This is a genomic window from Kyrpidia tusciae DSM 2912 (genome assembly GCF_000092905.1).
Lineage (GTDB): Bacteria > Bacillota > Bacilli > Kyrpidiales > Kyrpidiaceae > Kyrpidia > Kyrpidia tusciae.
On sequence record NC_014098.1, the window covers coordinates 1,998,718 to 2,014,781 of the forward strand.

The 16,064-nt window shown below is 58.5% G+C and carries 16 protein-coding genes; 3 read left to right on the forward strand and 13 right to left on the reverse strand.

Going from position 1 to position 16,064, the window contains the following annotated elements; all coding sequences use genetic code 11:
- Positions 1-104: 104 nt before the first annotated feature.
- Entirely contained in the window at positions 105-698 is a 594-nt protein-coding gene (locus tag BTUS_RS10075; RefSeq protein ID WP_013075977.1) for a DedA family protein, read from the forward strand.
- Between the two features lie 25 nt (positions 699-723).
- Here BTUS_RS10075 and BTUS_RS10080 read toward each other — a convergent pair whose 3' ends face one another.
- The 4 genes from BTUS_RS10080 to BTUS_RS10095 all read right to left on the reverse strand — a co-directional run bounded on the left by BTUS_RS10080 (position 724) and on the right by BTUS_RS10095 (position 4,144).
- On the reverse strand, positions 724-1,362 hold the full coding sequence (locus BTUS_RS10080) for a cysteine hydrolase family protein (RefSeq protein ID WP_013075978.1): 639 nt from the start codon (positions 1,360-1,362) through the stop codon (positions 724-726).
- 19 nt (positions 1,363-1,381) lie between these two features.
- Positions 1,382-2,356 (reverse strand): ABC transporter substrate-binding protein, encoded by a 975-nt coding sequence (locus BTUS_RS10085; protein WP_052300746.1) that lies wholly within the window; start codon positions 2,354-2,356, stop codon positions 1,382-1,384.
- Positions 2,357-2,452: 96 nt separating this feature from the next.
- Complete coding sequence (locus BTUS_RS10090; RefSeq protein ID WP_013075980.1) at positions 2,453-3,316, reverse strand: ABC transporter permease; 864 nt, start codon at positions 3,314-3,316, stop codon at positions 2,453-2,455.
- 27 nt (positions 3,317-3,343) lie between these two features.
- Positions 3,344-4,144, reverse strand: coding sequence for an ABC transporter ATP-binding protein (locus BTUS_RS10095; protein ID WP_013075981.1), 801 nt, complete (start codon positions 4,142-4,144; stop codon positions 3,344-3,346).
- A 420-nt stretch (positions 4,145-4,564) separates the two neighbouring features.
- Between BTUS_RS10095 and BTUS_RS10100 the strand changes: the two genes are divergently transcribed.
- Positions 4,565-4,744: an APC family permease gene (locus tag BTUS_RS10100; protein ID WP_041304094.1), complete on the forward strand. Its 180-nt coding sequence runs from the start codon at positions 4,565-4,567 to the stop codon at positions 4,742-4,744.
- A gap of 69 nt (positions 4,745-4,813) precedes the next feature.
- Positions 4,814-4,993, forward strand: a complete 180-nt coding sequence (locus tag BTUS_RS10105) for a hypothetical protein (RefSeq protein WP_041304097.1) — start codon at positions 4,814-4,816, stop codon at positions 4,991-4,993.
- A gap of 165 nt (positions 4,994-5,158) precedes the next feature.
- Here the strand turns inward: BTUS_RS10105 and BTUS_RS10110 are convergent, their stop codons facing one another.
- The 9 genes from BTUS_RS10110 to BTUS_RS10150 all read right to left on the reverse strand — a co-directional run bounded on the left by BTUS_RS10110 (position 5,159) and on the right by BTUS_RS10150 (position 16,039).
- The gene (locus tag BTUS_RS10110; protein ID WP_322785834.1) at positions 5,159-5,944 is read right to left on the reverse strand and encodes a creatininase family protein; all 786 of its coding nucleotides are present in this window, start codon (positions 5,942-5,944) and stop codon (positions 5,159-5,161) included.
- Positions 5,945-5,966: 22 nt separating this feature from the next.
- Positions 5,967-7,346 carry an 8-oxoguanine deaminase gene (locus BTUS_RS10115; RefSeq protein ID WP_013075984.1) on the reverse strand — a complete coding sequence of 460 codons (1,380 nt, stop codon included), beginning with the start codon at positions 7,344-7,346 and terminating at the stop codon, positions 5,967-5,969.
- 157 nt (positions 7,347-7,503) lie between these two features.
- Positions 7,504-8,499 (reverse strand): adenosine deaminase, encoded by a 996-nt coding sequence (gene add / locus BTUS_RS10120; RefSeq protein WP_013075985.1) that lies wholly within the window; start codon positions 8,497-8,499, stop codon positions 7,504-7,506.
- 31 nt (positions 8,500-8,530) lie between these two features.
- Positions 8,531-9,055: a (2Fe-2S)-binding protein gene (locus tag BTUS_RS10125; RefSeq protein WP_013075986.1), complete on the reverse strand. Its 525-nt coding sequence runs from the start codon at positions 9,053-9,055 to the stop codon at positions 8,531-8,533.
- Positions 9,056-9,079: 24 nt separating this feature from the next.
- The gene (gene pucD, locus BTUS_RS10130; RefSeq protein WP_013075987.1) at positions 9,080-11,425 is read right to left on the reverse strand and encodes a xanthine dehydrogenase subunit D; all 2,346 of its coding nucleotides are present in this window, start codon (positions 11,423-11,425) and stop codon (positions 9,080-9,082) included.
- Positions 11,406-12,374 (reverse strand): FAD binding domain-containing protein, encoded by a 969-nt coding sequence (locus BTUS_RS10135; protein ID WP_013075988.1) that lies wholly within the window; start codon positions 12,372-12,374, stop codon positions 11,406-11,408. Before BTUS_RS10135 ends, pucD begins: the two co-directional genes overlap by 20 nt.
- A gap of 1 nt (position 12,375) precedes the next feature.
- Positions 12,376-13,305 (reverse strand): ABC transporter permease, encoded by a 930-nt coding sequence (locus tag BTUS_RS10140; RefSeq protein WP_013075989.1) that lies wholly within the window; start codon positions 13,303-13,305, stop codon positions 12,376-12,378.
- Positions 13,296-14,513 (reverse strand): ABC transporter permease subunit, encoded by a 1,218-nt coding sequence (locus tag BTUS_RS10145; RefSeq protein WP_013075990.1) that lies wholly within the window; start codon positions 14,511-14,513, stop codon positions 13,296-13,298. The genes BTUS_RS10140 and BTUS_RS10145 overlap by 10 nt, the downstream gene beginning before the upstream one ends.
- Positions 14,510-16,039, reverse strand: coding sequence for an ABC transporter ATP-binding protein (locus BTUS_RS10150; RefSeq protein WP_013075991.1), 1,530 nt, complete (start codon positions 16,037-16,039; stop codon positions 14,510-14,512). The genes BTUS_RS10145 and BTUS_RS10150 overlap by 4 nt, the downstream gene beginning before the upstream one ends.
- Positions 16,040-16,064 lie beyond the last annotated feature (25 nt).

Consider the following 16,064-nt stretch of genomic DNA (forward strand, 5'->3'; position numbering starts at 1 on the left):
CCGTCGCCTCCATTTCTTCCGTGGTGGTTGGAAAACCACCATCTTTGCCATACTCTTATAGTAGACTGGTTATGTCCCCGGACTCAAGAAAGGAGCGAGGGCTCTTGCACCTGGGCGTCCAATACTGGATCTCCCACTATGGGTACATCGGTGTTTTTTTTATTTTGCTGATCGAAAATCTAGGGGTGCCGTTTCCCGCAGAAACCACGCTGGTGCTGTCGGGCATCGAGTGGACCAAGGGGGCCTTTGCATTCCTGCCTCTCTTGGTTGCGGCCTCCCTGGGCAATATCTTCGGCTCCACCGCCGCCTACGGAATCGGGTATTTTTTAGGGCGTCCCATCGTCATGCGAATCGCGCGATTCGTAGGTATCAAGGAGCAAAAATGGGCGAAGGCCGAGGGGACCTTCGCCAAATATCGGGGCTTTGTGGTGCTGTTTGGGAAGTTCATCGCCGGAATTCGCGTTCTGGTGCCTTATCTCGCGGGAATTGAACGCATGCCCTTTTTGACCTTCAGCCTCTTCAACGCAATCTCGGCCTTGGTGTGGGTGGTCGCCTTCACGACCCTCGGCCGCTTCGCCGGGGTAGCGTGGTCCCACTACCACCGGGTGATGCACCAGTACCTGGTGCCCGGTCTTATCGCCCTGGCCGTCCTTGTTGCCTTGTATGTTGCCCTCAAACGCAGGTACCGCCAGGCATAGAGCGGCCCGCCCCGGCCCCGGCAATTCATGTACCCGCCGGAGCCTGGGCCTTCGCCTTCGCCGTGTCCCAGGTGCGCACAACATGATCTGTATCCACCACTGTGCCAAAAAAACGGTCGATATTTTCTAGAGTCATCTCATGAGCTCTCAGGGAATAAGCAGCGCAGGCGTCATATGCAAACAGGATTCGATAATCCAACATGTACCCGTCTCTTGCGGTGGACTCCACGCATACATTGCTACTGACCCCGCTCATGACCAATGTATCGACCTTTAGGGTTCGCAGTACCGATTCCAACCTGGTGTTAATAAAGGCGCTATACCGATGTTTGTTCACGATAATGTCTTCGGGGCCAGGAGAAATCTCGTAGAAATCAGCTCCCCAGCTTCCCTTTCGACATACTGTATTAGACCGGCCACCCATTCGCTCCGTCCAGATCTGGGAGTCGGTAGCAGGTTCGTGAATAGTCTGGATGTAAATGACAGGAACGTCGCAACGATGAGCTCCCTCGATCAGCCGTCGCAGATGGAGCATCATCGACTTAACCATGCTGACATCGTTTCCCCCTTTGGCGAGTGCCCCTTCAGGATGACAAAAATCGTTCTGCACATCCACTACAATCAGCGCCGTGGAATCCGGATTTGTGTAACCTCTTTCTGCCACGTCAACCACCCCACAGTATTCATTTCGCTTTTTTCACAAACTCCATATCTACCAGCCCGTCGTAAGTGTAGCTACCCTTGAAAATCCCCGTTGTGATCATTACGTCCATGTCCCGTTGCAGTGCTTGCGGTGTAATCATCCCATCCGTACTCCACAAATGATCTGCGTAGGCCCGATCTAGGGATGCCTGAATGGCCTGATCGGACAACGTGGGAAATTGTTTCTTGGCCACCTTGGCCGCAAAGGTCTTATCAGACTGCATCTTCTTCAGCACTTCCACCACTGCATCCACAAATTGCTGGACAGTCTCCGGATCCTTTTGAATAGTAGAGTTCTTGACGCTGACCACAGAGTAGCTATAATCACCCATAGACGGAAATTTATAGAATGGCTCGTCCCACACTCTTTTGGTTATTCCGTCCACAATTTGAGGCTCGGCCCCATTAGCGACATCTGCCAAGCCTTGTTGCACCATAGCCACCACCGCCGTAGCATCGGCGGGCTCGAGGATTTGGACATCTTTATCCGGATTGAGACCTAATTGAATCAATAGATACCTCATCAAGAGATTCGGTGTTCCCCCATGACGCCCCGCCGCAATTCTTTTCCCCCGAAGAAAGGCTTTCAGATCTGCGGGAGAGTCACTCTTTGGACCTGTGTCGGCTTTGGCCATGAGATACACGTTGGCGCGGTTTACCACGTTCACGACGGAAATGATGGGATCAGGATTCCCCTGATTTGCTAAAGCATTCGACTCAGGACCTCCGATCACTCCCCACGCCTGTCCACTCACCACTGCCGTTACGTGGGCTCCACCGGTGGCCGTCATAAATTGAACATCCAGACCGTGCTTTTTAAAATACCCCTCTTGCTCAGCTGCATATAGCGGGAGATAACCGATCAGGTGCACCGGTTCAGCGATGATGATTTTTTTGAGCCCTTGGGAGTCAGATCCCGGTCCCGAAACGCCCTGCCCACTTCCACAGCCAGACATCGCAAAGGCCAATGTGATACAAAGAACTGTGAAAAATAACGGTCGAAATTTTGCCAAGACGCCCCCCCCTCTTTACTCGCTGATTTGTGATACGAATCAAGATTTGGGTAAGCCCTGGGAGAGCCATTTTTCGAGGGCAACCACCCCGGTGTACATAACCATTGACAGAATCGAAAGGACAACGACGCCGACCCAAACCAGTGGTATGTCCAGGATCGTACCGGCATACAAAATCATGCGCCCAACGCCCTGTTGGGAAGCAATGAACTCTCCCACAATGGCACCGGCCAGGGCAAGGGCAATATTGATCCGCAAGCTTCCGATAATCCAAGGCATTGACCATGGCACCACCACTTTGAAAAATACATGTCGTCGCTGTGCCCCCAGGGAATACAATAAGCGTTCCATATCGGAATCCAGGCTCTTCACCCCGCTGTACGCAGACAAAGCAGTGACGATAACGGTCATGAGAAAAGCTAGAGCAACTTTTGAGAAAAAGCCGATTCCAAGAAGAATGACAAGAACGGGAGCGAGAGCCAGTTTCGGCATCGCGTTCAGCAGAATCAAGAACGGTTCACTGACTTCAGCGTAAGACCTAGACCACCAAAAGGATAGACCGACTGCTGCCCCCACGAGAGTTCCCGACACAAAGCCAATCACTGTCGATCCTGAAGTATAGAGAACATCTGAAAGTAAAGTTCCTTGGGTGAGTTGAACCCATGCGGTCTGGACAATCGTGCTTGGCCTGCTCCAATAATAGGCATTTAGCCACCCGATTCGTGACAAGACCTCCCACAAACCGATGATCACGATTCCAACCACAATTCGTCCGGTCATCACCGAACGCCGATGGCGCCTTTCCAACTCTTCCTCGTCGAAAACAACCAGGCGGGCAGCGGATTCGTTTGGCAACGCGGCACTCCGAAGCACCGCTGCCACTTGTTCCTCTGCACCGTTCATTCATCATCCCTCCAAAAGGCGAACGCTTCACGAATAGCGTGCAGCCGGTTCGCGTTCGTCGTCCGTCTTGAATTCATCCGCCAGTAGATCGAGAAGGTGGTGCTTTAGTCTCATAAAGCGGTCAGATGTCATGTCTTCCTTCGTTCGTGGCCGCGCCAAAGACACCTGCACTTTCTCCTTTATCCGCCCAGGTCGCGCACTGAAAACGTAAATTTCGTCAGACAAATAAAGGGCTTCGTCGATATCATGGGTAACGAAGAGCACCGTTTTGCCAAAATCAGACCAGATCCTGAGGAGCCAATTTTGCATAGCAAGGCGGGTCTGGGCATCCAATGCACCAAAGGGTTCATCGAGAAGCATCACATCACGGTCGTAGAGCAACGTCCGGAGCAACGCCGCACGTTGCCGCATGCCACCGGAGAGTTCCCTGGGATAGTGGTGCTCGAACCCGCGAAGTCCGTATTTTTCGATCAGTGGAACGGCTCGGGCCACAGCTTCCTTATGCGGCATCCCTCGAATTTCCATTCCCAAGATAATGTTATCGACGATGGTCCGCCACGGCAGGAGCATGTCTTTTTGGAGCATGTAACCGACAAATCCCGTTTTGCCCGTAATGACTTTCCCGTCCATAGAGACCTTACCCGTCGAGGGAATAGTGAGACCCGCGATAATGTTGAATAAGGTTGATTTTCCACAGCCACTGGGGCCAATGATACTAACAAACCGTCCCTCAGGTACGGTCAAATGCGTTTCCTGCAACACCTGCACATCCTGTTTGTTTTTGCGAAACCATTTGGATACCCCCGCTACTTCAATTTTGACGGTCACGGGACCACCTCCAAATTGGGCTTGGCCTTAAAGGGAAATTGATGAGGTATTTTTTTGATATAAAAAGCTACATATTACGTACTAAATATAATCATAGCAGGATTACATCTCTATCTTACTCCATTACATAGTTGATATGCAACACTCTAGGTCATGTATTTAGGATTATATATAACATAAATATCACCGGCTCGATCGTTTCCAGATGCTACGGATTGTCGTAAGATCGGGTGAACTAAAAACTAGACAAGGGGGTAGTTCATATAGAATGCGTCTGGCCGATTCAAGCCTAGTCTCAACCTTCTGGATCTTACGCTGTTGGGGATGGGGGCCATCGTCGGCTCAGGGTGGCTGTTCCCCGCCCAGGGGGCGGCAGACTTTGCCGGGACCAACGCTTAGATCGCCTGGCTGATCGGCGGCGTGGCTATCGCCTTGATCGGTCTCGTCTATGCGGAGCTCGGCAGTGCAATGCCTTGGGCGGGAGGGTTTGTGCGCTATCCGCAGTACACCCAGGGAACCCTGGTCGGTTATCTCACCGGATTCACCTCCATGCTGGCATACTCCAGTGTGGCGGGATCGAAGTGGAGGCGGACCCGTTGATTTTGGAGCCGAGGTCAAGAACCTCCCGCAGGGACATTCCACGGGCGATTCTGTTGTCCTCGGGAGGGGTTGCGGAATCGGTTAAAGCAGGACTGGAAAGCCGGGGCGTGGTCGGTGGTTTGCTTCGAGTCCATGTTGGTGATCGCCCACTTGGGGGACTACCAGCTTCCGGCCGGGGTTCACCCGGTAATTCCCAGCGGCTGGGATGACCTCATCGTCGCCATCGGAGCCCTGGTAATTTACTACTGAGGAGTGAGCCATGCCCTCAACGTTCTGGAGATTGACACCGATGATCAGGAGGTTCTGGCAGTACGAGCTGCGGATGTGTAGGCTGACGAACATAAAGTTCCTTGACTGCCCGGCTCCCTGGTGCCCACCACCGGGGGCGCCGGGCGGCCCTGGAACCTTCCAGTGCTAGGCGTCATTCCTGTGTTCGAAAGAAAGCATTTCCCGTACTTCTGCGGCCATTTGTGCCACCAACTGTTGAATACCCGCCTTTCCCGCGTCTACCGACGGGTTGGCGGCATTGCCCCACACACCGCTGGAGCTGATGCGACGCATCCCGAGGCCCTGCAGGGCCGTTTGTACATCCATGGCTTGGAAGGGCGGGGCATCCTCTTGGAGCATCGCAGTGCGATTTGCCAGCAGATCCGGCCAAAAGGCGGTGATGATAGAGGTCTCCAGGGAGCCGGCATGGACATCTTGTGGCCCCGCCATCTGATACGCCGCCCTGCGGGATTTTGAGGACGGCAAAACGACAAGGGGAAGGTTGTGCCTGGCACCCAGCTCGGCGGCAAGGGATTCCAAAGCTTGGTTCCCCCCGTGCCAACTGACCAACACCACCAAAGAAGGTCCGTAAGAGCCCCAAGCACGAAGGCTTGTCATCAGGTCGTCCAGAATATGGTGCAACGTGACAACAGACAGGCTGATCACACCCGGGAAGCCCCGGTGCTCCCAGGAAAGGGTGAAGGGAATGGGCGGCAATCGCAGCACGCGGTGAGTCCCTAAGACCTCTTCCAATTTTTCAGCCAAGAGAGCCGCAATCCGCAGGTCCGTGTCGATCGGCAAGATCGGACCGTGCTGCTCGACGGCACCCATGGGTAAAACCACAATCCTTTTGGGTTCCCGAAATAGCTCGGGATATGGCCGATTGGTTTCCAGTGCAAACCCTTCTTCCTTGGTCTGTGAATCGAGTAGGATTTAGGCAATTTCAGTTACCCGGTTACCTCATTCCCAGCAACCGGTGAAACTGATGGATCACTTCTTTTTCATGAAATCCATTATACCAGTTCCCGTCCCGATAGATCACCTTGCCCGCCACCACAGTGGCGTCCACAGGCCGATGAATCCCCTGGGTCGCGGGCATCGCCGCCCAGTCTCGCCCGCTGCCGGCATATTCGGCCCGATCGATGTTGAGCAAGAAACAATCTCCGGCTTTCCCCACCTCAAGCACCCCGAGTTCCTCTCGGCCGAGAAGCCGCGCCCCTCCTGTCCCGGCCAGAGCCAGCATCTCCCGGGCCGTCAAAGCCTCGGGTCCCTCCGCCAACTGCTGCAGAAGATACGCGGTCCGGAGTTCCGCCAACAGATTCGAACTGTCGTTACTCGCCGACCCATCCACCCCAAGACCGACGAAAACCCCGGCCCGGTCCAAGCGATGAACAGGACAAATTCCCGAATGTAGCTTCATGTTGGACGAGGCGCAGTGCGCTACCCCCACTCCTGCCTCAGCTAAACGGCGGATGTCTTCGCCGTCCAGGTGCACCGCGTGCGCAAACCATACATCTGGCCCCAGCCAACCCATATCGTCCATATACTCCACGGGCGATCGCCCGAATTTTTCGCGAGAATAAGTGATCTCGTCCATCGTTTCGGCCAGGTGAGTGTGCATCCTCACGCCGTATCGCCGGGCCAGGTCTGCCGTCTCCCGGAATAACGCCGCGTCCACTGAAGTCGGGGCACAGGGGGAGAGGACGACTTGGCGCATGGAGAACGGATGCGGATCATGGTAGGTGCGGATCAGTCGCTCGGATTCGGCCAGGACGGTGTCCGGGTCTTCCACGAGGTCATCCTGGGGTAACCCACCCCGACTGTGACCGACAGACATGCTCCCCCGGGAACCGTGAAACCGAATGCCAATTCGTTCCGCCGCCTCAAACTGTCTGTCCAGGCAACCAAGTTGTCCTTTTGGAAACACATAGTGGTGATCCATGGTCGTGGTACAGCCGAATTGAACGAGCTCGGCCATGGCGAGAAGAGATGTATAATAGGTAAGTTCCTCGGTAACCCCCGTCCACATGGGAAAGAGGCGTTCCAACCAACCAAACAGCCCCAGCCCCTCCACGTCCGGATGATTCCTCGTCATCACCTGGTACATGTGATGATGGGTGTTGACCAAGCCGGGATAGATCACGCAGCCGCTCGCGTCCAACACTTCGCATTGATCAAGTCTGTGGAGAATTCTTTCTTGAAAATGGCGATCCCGGGGTCCCAGATATGTGATGACGCCGCCCTCGATCACCAACTCCACACCCGTTTTCACCGGATCTTCCGGGCGGCCCGTGACCAAGGCGGTCGAGTTTGTAATCCATAAATCTCCACCCATTCCCAGCAGCCCCCTGTTCAGCGATGTCATTGTTTCTTTTGTGTAGCGGAAAAATTCACCGGGGAAGGCGTATCGTTTACCATCAATTCCGAGACTTCAGGCCGTGTCCGGGCCACAAGCCGACCGTCATTGCTGTGTCGTACAAACTGTGCAATTCTCACGACAGGCTTTCCCGCAGACTTTTCCGAAGTTCTCGTTTTTTTGACTCTTCGCAGAACGCGGCGCTGATAGCATACTCGGTGACCCGAGTGAGATCCTCCACCTTCCACCCAAGGGCCTCACTGACCATTTGAAATTCATCGTTTAAAGTGACGCCCAACAGTTCAGGATCATCAGTGTTAATCGTAACGGGGATCCCAGCCTCATACAGGGCTCCGACCGGATGATTGGACAAATCCGGGTACAACAGCGCAAGGTTGGAACTCACGCAGATGTTTAAGGGAACGTGATCCTGCGCCAGTCTGCGAACTAATTTCTGATCCTCAACCGCCCGGACGCCGTGATCAATCCGGTGTACCCCCAATACATCCAAGGCATCGTACACCCCTTCGGGCCCAGAGGACTCCCCGGCGTGGGCCGTAAGCCCGTAGCCCAATGATTCGGCCATGGTGTAGGCTCCGGCAAACTTGGGGCCGGTTCTCCCCGCAGCCCCTTCATCTCCGTCCACCGAGATTCCCACCACCCGATTCGGGCGATAAACGCGAAGCCACTCCACCAAATCCCGGGCCTCTTTCTCTGTCTGGTGTCTAGCCAGAGAGAGCAGAATCCGGCAATCAGCTAACCCATCCTCTTGCGCCCGGTCGAATCCGGCGTGTACGGCCTCCACCAGCTGCTCAAGGTCCAGAGCCCTCCAATGCGTGGGGTTCACAATCACCTCGGAGTAGACAATCCCTTGTCGGCTCGATCGAAAGGCAAAGTCGTAAGCGATGGTCTCTAATGTCGCCTGTTCCCGAACCAAGCCACACATCCAGTCCAAGAACCGCAGAAATCCGCCCAGTTCTTGAAAAGAAAACAGATCCCGCTCCTGTCTTGGTAAGGCAGCGTTCTGTTCGGCGGCCAGGGACAAAACGGTTTCTTTTGGTATGGCCCCTTCCAAATGGACATGCAACTCCACTTTCGGTAAATCCCGAATTACTTTCATATCCACGAACACCACCCGGCCTCTCGAAGTTACAAACGCCCAACTAGTCGGTTTCCCGACTGGATAACCGTTTCAGGACCCGCAAAATCCCGGCATACCCGGTGCACCGACAGAGGTTCCCCGAGAGTCCCTCTTCCAGATCTTCCATCGAAGGACGAGAATTTTTGCGGAACACCGCTTTCACAGCCATAATCATCCCCGGGGTGCAGTACCCGCACTGAAAAGCCCCTTCCTCTAAAAAGGCACGCATAATGGTGTCTGGTGCGGTTGTGGACGAGGTCCCTTCGATGGTCTCGACCGATTTCCCAGCGCACTGATACGCCATGATCAAACACGCATTAGCCGGTTTGCCATCCAGCAAAACCGAGCAGGCCCCGCAACGACCGATCTCACAAGAAACCTTCGCTCCGGTCAGCCCTAGGTCATTGCGTAAAATGTCCACCAGCGGCTTGGTCGGCTCCACCTTAAGGGTGACCGCCCTCCCGTTCACCATAAAATTCAAGGCATAGGGACTGGGCATCGGCTTTCCCTGCGGGGCGACGCGATCGCTCAACGTCTCTTGTTTCACGCTCCCTCATCTCCTCCAAGCAAGTTATCGAGAAATCCTCTGCCCACCTCGCAGGGCGGGCTGGCGAGAGTCGTCGCGGCCACCCAAAAACTCACTCACCGGGCGGATGAGCATTTCCCTGGAAATCGGCAGCCGGGTCACCCACCGGCCAACCGCCTGCCTGACTGCGGCGGCCACGGCCGGGGCCAGGCCAACAGAGCCCACTTCCCCCACGCCCCGCGGTCCGTACGGATCCCCGGGCGGCAGGTCCTCAATGGCGTAGACCTGCACGTGATGAGGGACGTCGCCGATGGTCGGGATCAGATACGTGTCCAAGTTTGTGGTGACATAGTGGCCCGCTTCCATGGCCGCCTCTTCCATCAGCGCGAATCCCAGGGCCATGCTGCTCCCGCCCTCGATCTGCCCCAGGTACCCCATGGGGTTGATCACCGGCCCCGCCGCCACGGCATGTTCCTCCCGCAACACTCTCACGGCGCCCGTCAGCACATCCACCTCCACCTCAGCGATGACCCCGGCAAAGGTGTACAAATAATGGCCACCCATGATCGCATCCGGGGTGGTGGGAAAGTGAAACTGGACTTCAAAGCAGAGCCCGGCCACTCCCGACTCGGCGATCTCCCGATAGCTCGCCACCCTGTCCTCCCCCACCCATACGCCCCCCGGGCCGAGGCGAAGCCGGGACGCCGGTATCCCGGTCTTGGCAGCCGCCCTCTCGCAGATCGCCCGGCAGAACTGCGGTTGCAGCCGGCGCAGGGCTTGCCACACCATGGCGGTGGTCCGAGACGCCGTGGAAGACCCCCCGTGAGGAACCCGGGCCGTGTCTCCGAGAACCACCTCCACGTCCCCGGGCGCACAGGAAAAGAAATCCTGCATCATGAGAGACAAAGCGGACACCAGTCCTTGACCAAACTCCTCGTGGCCAAAAGCCACCTCGATTTTTCCTTCTTCATTGAGCCGAAGGCGTCCGGCAGCGGGATCGGAAATCCCGAATCCAAGACCACAGCCGTGCATCACCATGGCCGCCCCCACCCCCCGCCGCACCCAGGGAGCAGAGGGCTTTCCGTTCTCTCCCTCTGCCCGGCCGTCCGCCGCCACGGGAGAGTGCCGTTTCCCCCACAAGGGCGATCTCCTCAGGGCCTCCCATACATGCCGGGCGCCGTCCGTAGGGGCCACGCGCTGCCCCAACGGCCCGAGATCGTCCGCATCCCGCAGGTTGATCCCGCGAAACTCCCAGGGATCCATCCCCAACCGCTCCGCCAGGCGATCCATCTGTCCCTCCAGGGCAAAAGCGGCCTGGTTCCCCCCGAAACCCCGGAACTCTCCGGAAACGCCGTTGTTCGTATACACCGCCCACCCCTTCACATCCACGTGGGGAATCCGGTAGGACCCGATGACGTGCTCCGTGGCGAATTGCAACACCGGCGCCCCCAGGGTGGCATACGCGCCGGTGTCCGCCACGATCCTCACCTGGTGGGCCACCAGTCGGCCCGCCGCATCCGCCCCGGTTTTCATCGTGATTTTCATCGGATGGCGCTTCAGTCCCGACCGCACCGACTCCCAGCGGGACTGGTGGATTTTCACCGGACGCCGGGTGCGCAGGGCCAAAAGCGCCCCGTAGGGCTGGATGTTCAGTTCGTCCTTGCCCCCAAAAGAACCGCCGATGGGACTCGAAACCACCCGGATGTCCGACTCCGGCATCGCCAGGATCCGGGCCAGTTGCATGCGATCCATATACCCGTGTTGGGTCGGCGCATACACGGTCAATCCTCCGTCCGGCTCCGGGACGAACAGCCCACCTTCCGTTTCCATATACACGTGCATCTGCCTGGGGGTCTCGTAGGTCTCCTCCACCACCGCGACGCATTCTCGAAAAGCCGACTCCACGTTGCCCCGCTCGTAGGACGTGTGATGGAGTATATTCCCACCCGGGTGCAAACGGGGCGCCCCCGGAGCCAATGCCGCCTCCGGGGAGTCGATCACCGGCAAAATCTCGTACTCCACCTGGATGAGCCCCAGGGCTTCCTCGGCCGCCTCTTCAGTTTCCGCCGCCACTGCCGCCACGGCGTCCCCGACAAAGCGCACCCGATCTTCACACAGGACCGGCTGATCCGGATACATGATGCCAAATCGGTTCATCCCCGGCACATCCCGATGGGTGATCACCGCCACCACTCCGGGCACCGACGCGGCGCGCTCCGTCCGGATGACGATCATCCGGGCGTGGGGATGTGGACTTCGCAAAATTTTCCCAACCAACATGCCCGGACAGGATAAATCCGTGAGAAATTTCATGGCACCCGTCACTTTTTCCGGCCCGTCCGGCCGCACTCTCCATCGCCCGGAAGCCGATTCACGATTGAGTCGCCGCACTCTGCCCACCTCCCTGAGACGGATCCCGCATCTTGATCAGTTCCCGGATAATCAAATTGGAAGCCGCCCGCCGACAATAGTCCGCCGACGAAAAGGTATCCCCCTTGGGTGCGAATTCTTCCCACACCGCTTGTGCCGTGGACAACAGCACCCGGTCATCCCAGAGCGCACCGCCCTTCAGGCAGCCCTCCGCCCGGCGCAGCCGCCCGGGCCTCGCCCCGGCCCCGCCCACAGCAAGCACCGCCTCCCGGACCACGCCGTCCTCGTCCCGGACCAGCCACCCCGCCACTGTGACCACCGCCGGCACAAACGTGTCTCGCCGGGTCAATTTCACATAAAAGGTCTCTCCCCCGAGCGCACCGGGAGGGATCTCCACCGCCGCCAGTATGGCCGCCGGATCCGCCCCTTGTCCGGATCCCGCCGCACCGCCTCCCTGCAACCAATCCTCCAGGGACTGGCGAACCCGCATCCCTTCGGTGAACCACACCAACTGGGCCCGCATCGCCACGAGAGCTGGGGTCAAATCGCCGGCCGTCATGAGATTCCCGGCCACCGTCGCCAACTCCCGGACGGCGGGCGCGGCAATGCGCCGACATGCCGAGGGCAAAGCGGGAAAAAGCCGACCCCATCCCGCGTCGTACCGAAGCGCGGCCAGGGGGGTCATCCCCCCAATCCGGAACGATTCGGCGCCTGACCCGGAAGGCCGCCCCGTGGGTGCAGCTCCCGGCTCCCGATCCCCCGGGGGATGCAATTTTGACCTTTCGTACAACTCCGGAATGGAATCCAGGCGAATCAGGTGACCAGGTCTCGGCAAACTTCCGGCCCGCCACTGAATTTGCAACCACGTTCCCCCGGATACATAGCTCGCCCCAGACCCCAAGGAGCGTCCGAGGTCCCAGGCTTCTTCCAGACTCTTCGGCTGCCAGACCTGCGGTGTCACCCGAACCATCCTAAGAACGCTCCTCTCTCACATATGCGCTGCCCAGGGACAAGGGCATCCCGGAATACCTCCTTCGGGACCGCAGTCCCAGGATCATGAGGACCACCACCGTCAACACATAAGGGAGCATTTTTAAAAAGTAGGAAGGGGTTTCGGTGCCCATCAGCTGGATGCGAAAGCCCAGAGCATCCAACCCCCCGAACAAATACGCCCCAAACACGGCCCGCACCGGATTCCAGCGGGCAAAAATCACCAAGGCCACCGCGATCCACCCACGGCCGGCGGTCATCCCCTCCACCCAACTGGGGGACGTGGAAAACAGGAGATACGCCCCGGACAACCCCACCAGCATCCCCCCGAGAACCACATAGGCGTACCGGTGTCGAAGCACATGAATCCCCATCACATCGGCGGTGGCCGGGCTATCGCCCACCGCCCGGAGGTTCAGACCCCAGGACGTGCGCTCGATGTACAAAAAGAGGGCAACTGCGAGGATAACGCTGAACCACACCACCACATCGAGATGGGCAAACACCGGCCCGATCCAGGGGATTTTGTCCAGAAGCGGCAGATTGAGCACCGGAATGGCCCCGGGTACAGGATTGCCCGCAATCGGCTTCCCGAGATAGGCGCTCAGTCCCGTCCCAAACAAGGTGATCGCGAGGCCGCTCACGATTTGATTTGCCCGCAGCGTCACCGTGGTCAAGGCATGCAGGACCCCGAGCACCCCGCCGGCCGCCGCCCCGCACACCAGGGCAACCCACACATCGCCGCCTTGAGCCGAGACCAACGCCGTCGACACCGCCCCCATCAGCATCATGCCTTCGGCACCAAGGTTGATGATCCCCACCCGCTCGGACAACAAACAGCCCAAGGCCGCCAACAACAGAGGCGTCCCCTCGCCGATGGCGGCGCCGAGCAGTTGCGCCATCACCCCCATGCCCCATCTCCTCCTTTGTCCAGAGCTGCAACGCCATCCCCGGATGAAATCCTGTGCCCTTCGGGTTCCTCCATCACGATCCGCAGCCGACTGATCATCTCCCCGCCGATCAAAAACAGGAGAATCGCCCCCTGGATCATGAGGGACATAGAAGCGGGCAAGCCCATAGTCTGAACGGCGTAACCACCGACGATAATGCCGCCGAAAAACAGCGAGGCGACCACCAACCCCACGGGGTGGAGCCTGGCGATCCACGCCACGATGATGGCCGTGTACCCGTATCCGGGAGAGATCCCGTACATCAGCCGATGGGCCACTCCGGATACCTCCGCCATCCCAGCGATCCCCGACAGAGCCCCGCTGAACAGCGCCACCACCAGAATGGTCCGGCCGATCGAAATCCCTCCATACCGGGCCACCTCGGGACTGGCCCCCAACACCCGGAGTTCATACCCCCACCGGGTGTAACCCAACACCAACCCATAGATCAGCGTGGCGGCCAGGGCGAACACCAGGCCCAGGTGAACACGGCTTCCCCCAAAGGTCATCAGTTGCTCATCGGGGGTGAACATGGGGGTGCCGGGAAAATTGAACCCCATAGGATCCTTCCAGGGGCCGAACACGAAATCATCCAATAAGAGGGCGGCAATGTAGTTCAACATGAGCGAACTGATCAACTCATTGACGCGCAAATACACCCTGAGCACCCCGGGCACCACTCCCCACAGCGCCCCCGCCAAAGCACCCGCCGCAAACATGAGGGGAATGTAGGCCGGCCCGGGAAGATGCGGCAGGTAGATGCTCACCGCCGTGGCTCCGATGGCCCCGGCCAAAAACTGTCCCTCCGCCCCGATGTTCCAAAAAGCGATGCGGTACGCCAAGGCGACGCCGATTCCGCACAACAAGAGGGGAATCGCCTTGACCCAGGTTTCCCCCAAACCATAGGCCGTTCCAAAGGCTCCCTGAAACATGGCGGCGTACACCGCAAACGGGTTCAGGCCGCTGGCAGCGATGAGCAGCCCGCAGAATACCAGGGCCGCCACCGCCGAAGCAACAGGAATCCACCAGGGGCTAGAAGTTTTGGCCGGATCGATGACGACCCGGAAGCGACGCCCTTTCGAATGCCGTCGCCTCCCCTGGCCCGTTGGATCGGTCGCCGCCGAGGTTTGCGGGATCGGGGCTGCGCTCTGCGACGTGCCCCCTTTCATCCCGCTTCCTCCTCGGAGGAAACCCCCGCCATCAAGAGACCGATCGCCTCGCGATCCGTCCGGCCCCGGAAAAATTCCCCGTGGATGGTCCCTCGGCTGATTACCACAACCCGATCGGACAACTGAATCACCTCGTCGAGATCTTCGGAAATCAACACGATCCCGGTGCCCGCATCCCTGAGATCCAGGAGAATGCGGTGCACCGCTTCGGCGGCTCCCACGTCCAACCCCTGGGTGGGATGGACGGCAACCATCAGCTTCGGCCGCTGCTCCACCTCCCGGGCGAACAACAACTTCTGTTGGTTTCCCCCGGACAACTGGCGAACGGGCGTCGAAAGGGACGGGGTTTTCACCTCGAACTTTTTGATCAAGGTCTCCATCGGCTCCCGGCGGCGGCCCGGAAGCAACAGTCCCCATGGGGATACGTCTTTTCTGCGATAGGATTTGAGAAGCAAGTTATCGAAGACAGACAGGCGCCCGGCGAGTCCCATTTTCATCCGATCCTCGGGGATATGGGCGATCCCCCTCCGGATGAACCCCCGGGTCCCCGGCGTCAATGCTTCACCCTCGAATTCCACGGTTCCTTCGGTCCACGAGCGCAATCCCGTCAAGCATTCGGCCAGCTCCCGCTGCCCGTTGCCGGCCACGCCGGCGATCCCCACCACTTCACCCCGGCGCACCTCCAAGTCGATACCCCTCAAGGCCGGATGTCCCTGCTCCCCCAGAGCCGTCAAGCCCTTCACCCGAAGAAGAACGCCTCCCGGCCGCGGACGTTCCCGACCCGTCCCTGCGGATGAGACCTCCCGGCCCACCATCAACCGGGCCAACTCCCTTTCGTTCGTTTCCCGGGTTTCCATCGTTCGAATCGTCCGCCCCTTCCGCATGACGGTGATCCGATCCGACCAAGCCATGACTTCCTTTAATTTGTGCGTGGTGACGATCACCGTCTTCCCCGCCTGTTTCATCTCCCGAAGGGCGAGAAAAAGGTCCTCCGCCTCCCGAGGGGTCAACACCGAGGTCGGTTCGTCCAAGATAACGATGTCGGCTCCCCGGTACAACACTTTTACAATTTCAACCCGCTGCTGCTCTCCCAGGGACAACTCCTGCACCGGGCGATGAAGGGGAAACCGCAGGCCAAACCGTTCTATGAGCTCTCGCAACTCCGCCTCCTTCTGCCTGCGCCAAGCGGGCCCGAGCCAGCGAAACCCCTTATCCCCGAGCACCGTGTTTTCCACCGGAGTCAGGGTGGGAACCAGGCGGAAATTCTGATACACCATCCCGATCCCCATCTGTGCGGCCACAGCGGGAGAACAGCGCTGCACCGGGCGACCGCGGAGCCGGATTTCTCCGGCATCCCGGCGATAAAGGCCCGAGAGGATACTCATCAACGTACTTTTCCCGGCGCCATTTTCCCCGAGCAAGGCGTGGATCTCCCCGGGCCGGGCGATAAACGTCGCCCCATCGTTGGCCAACACGTCCCCGAATCGTTTGACGATCCCCCGCATTTCCACCGAAGCTTCCACCACTCACCCCTCCCTCCCAGGGCCGTTG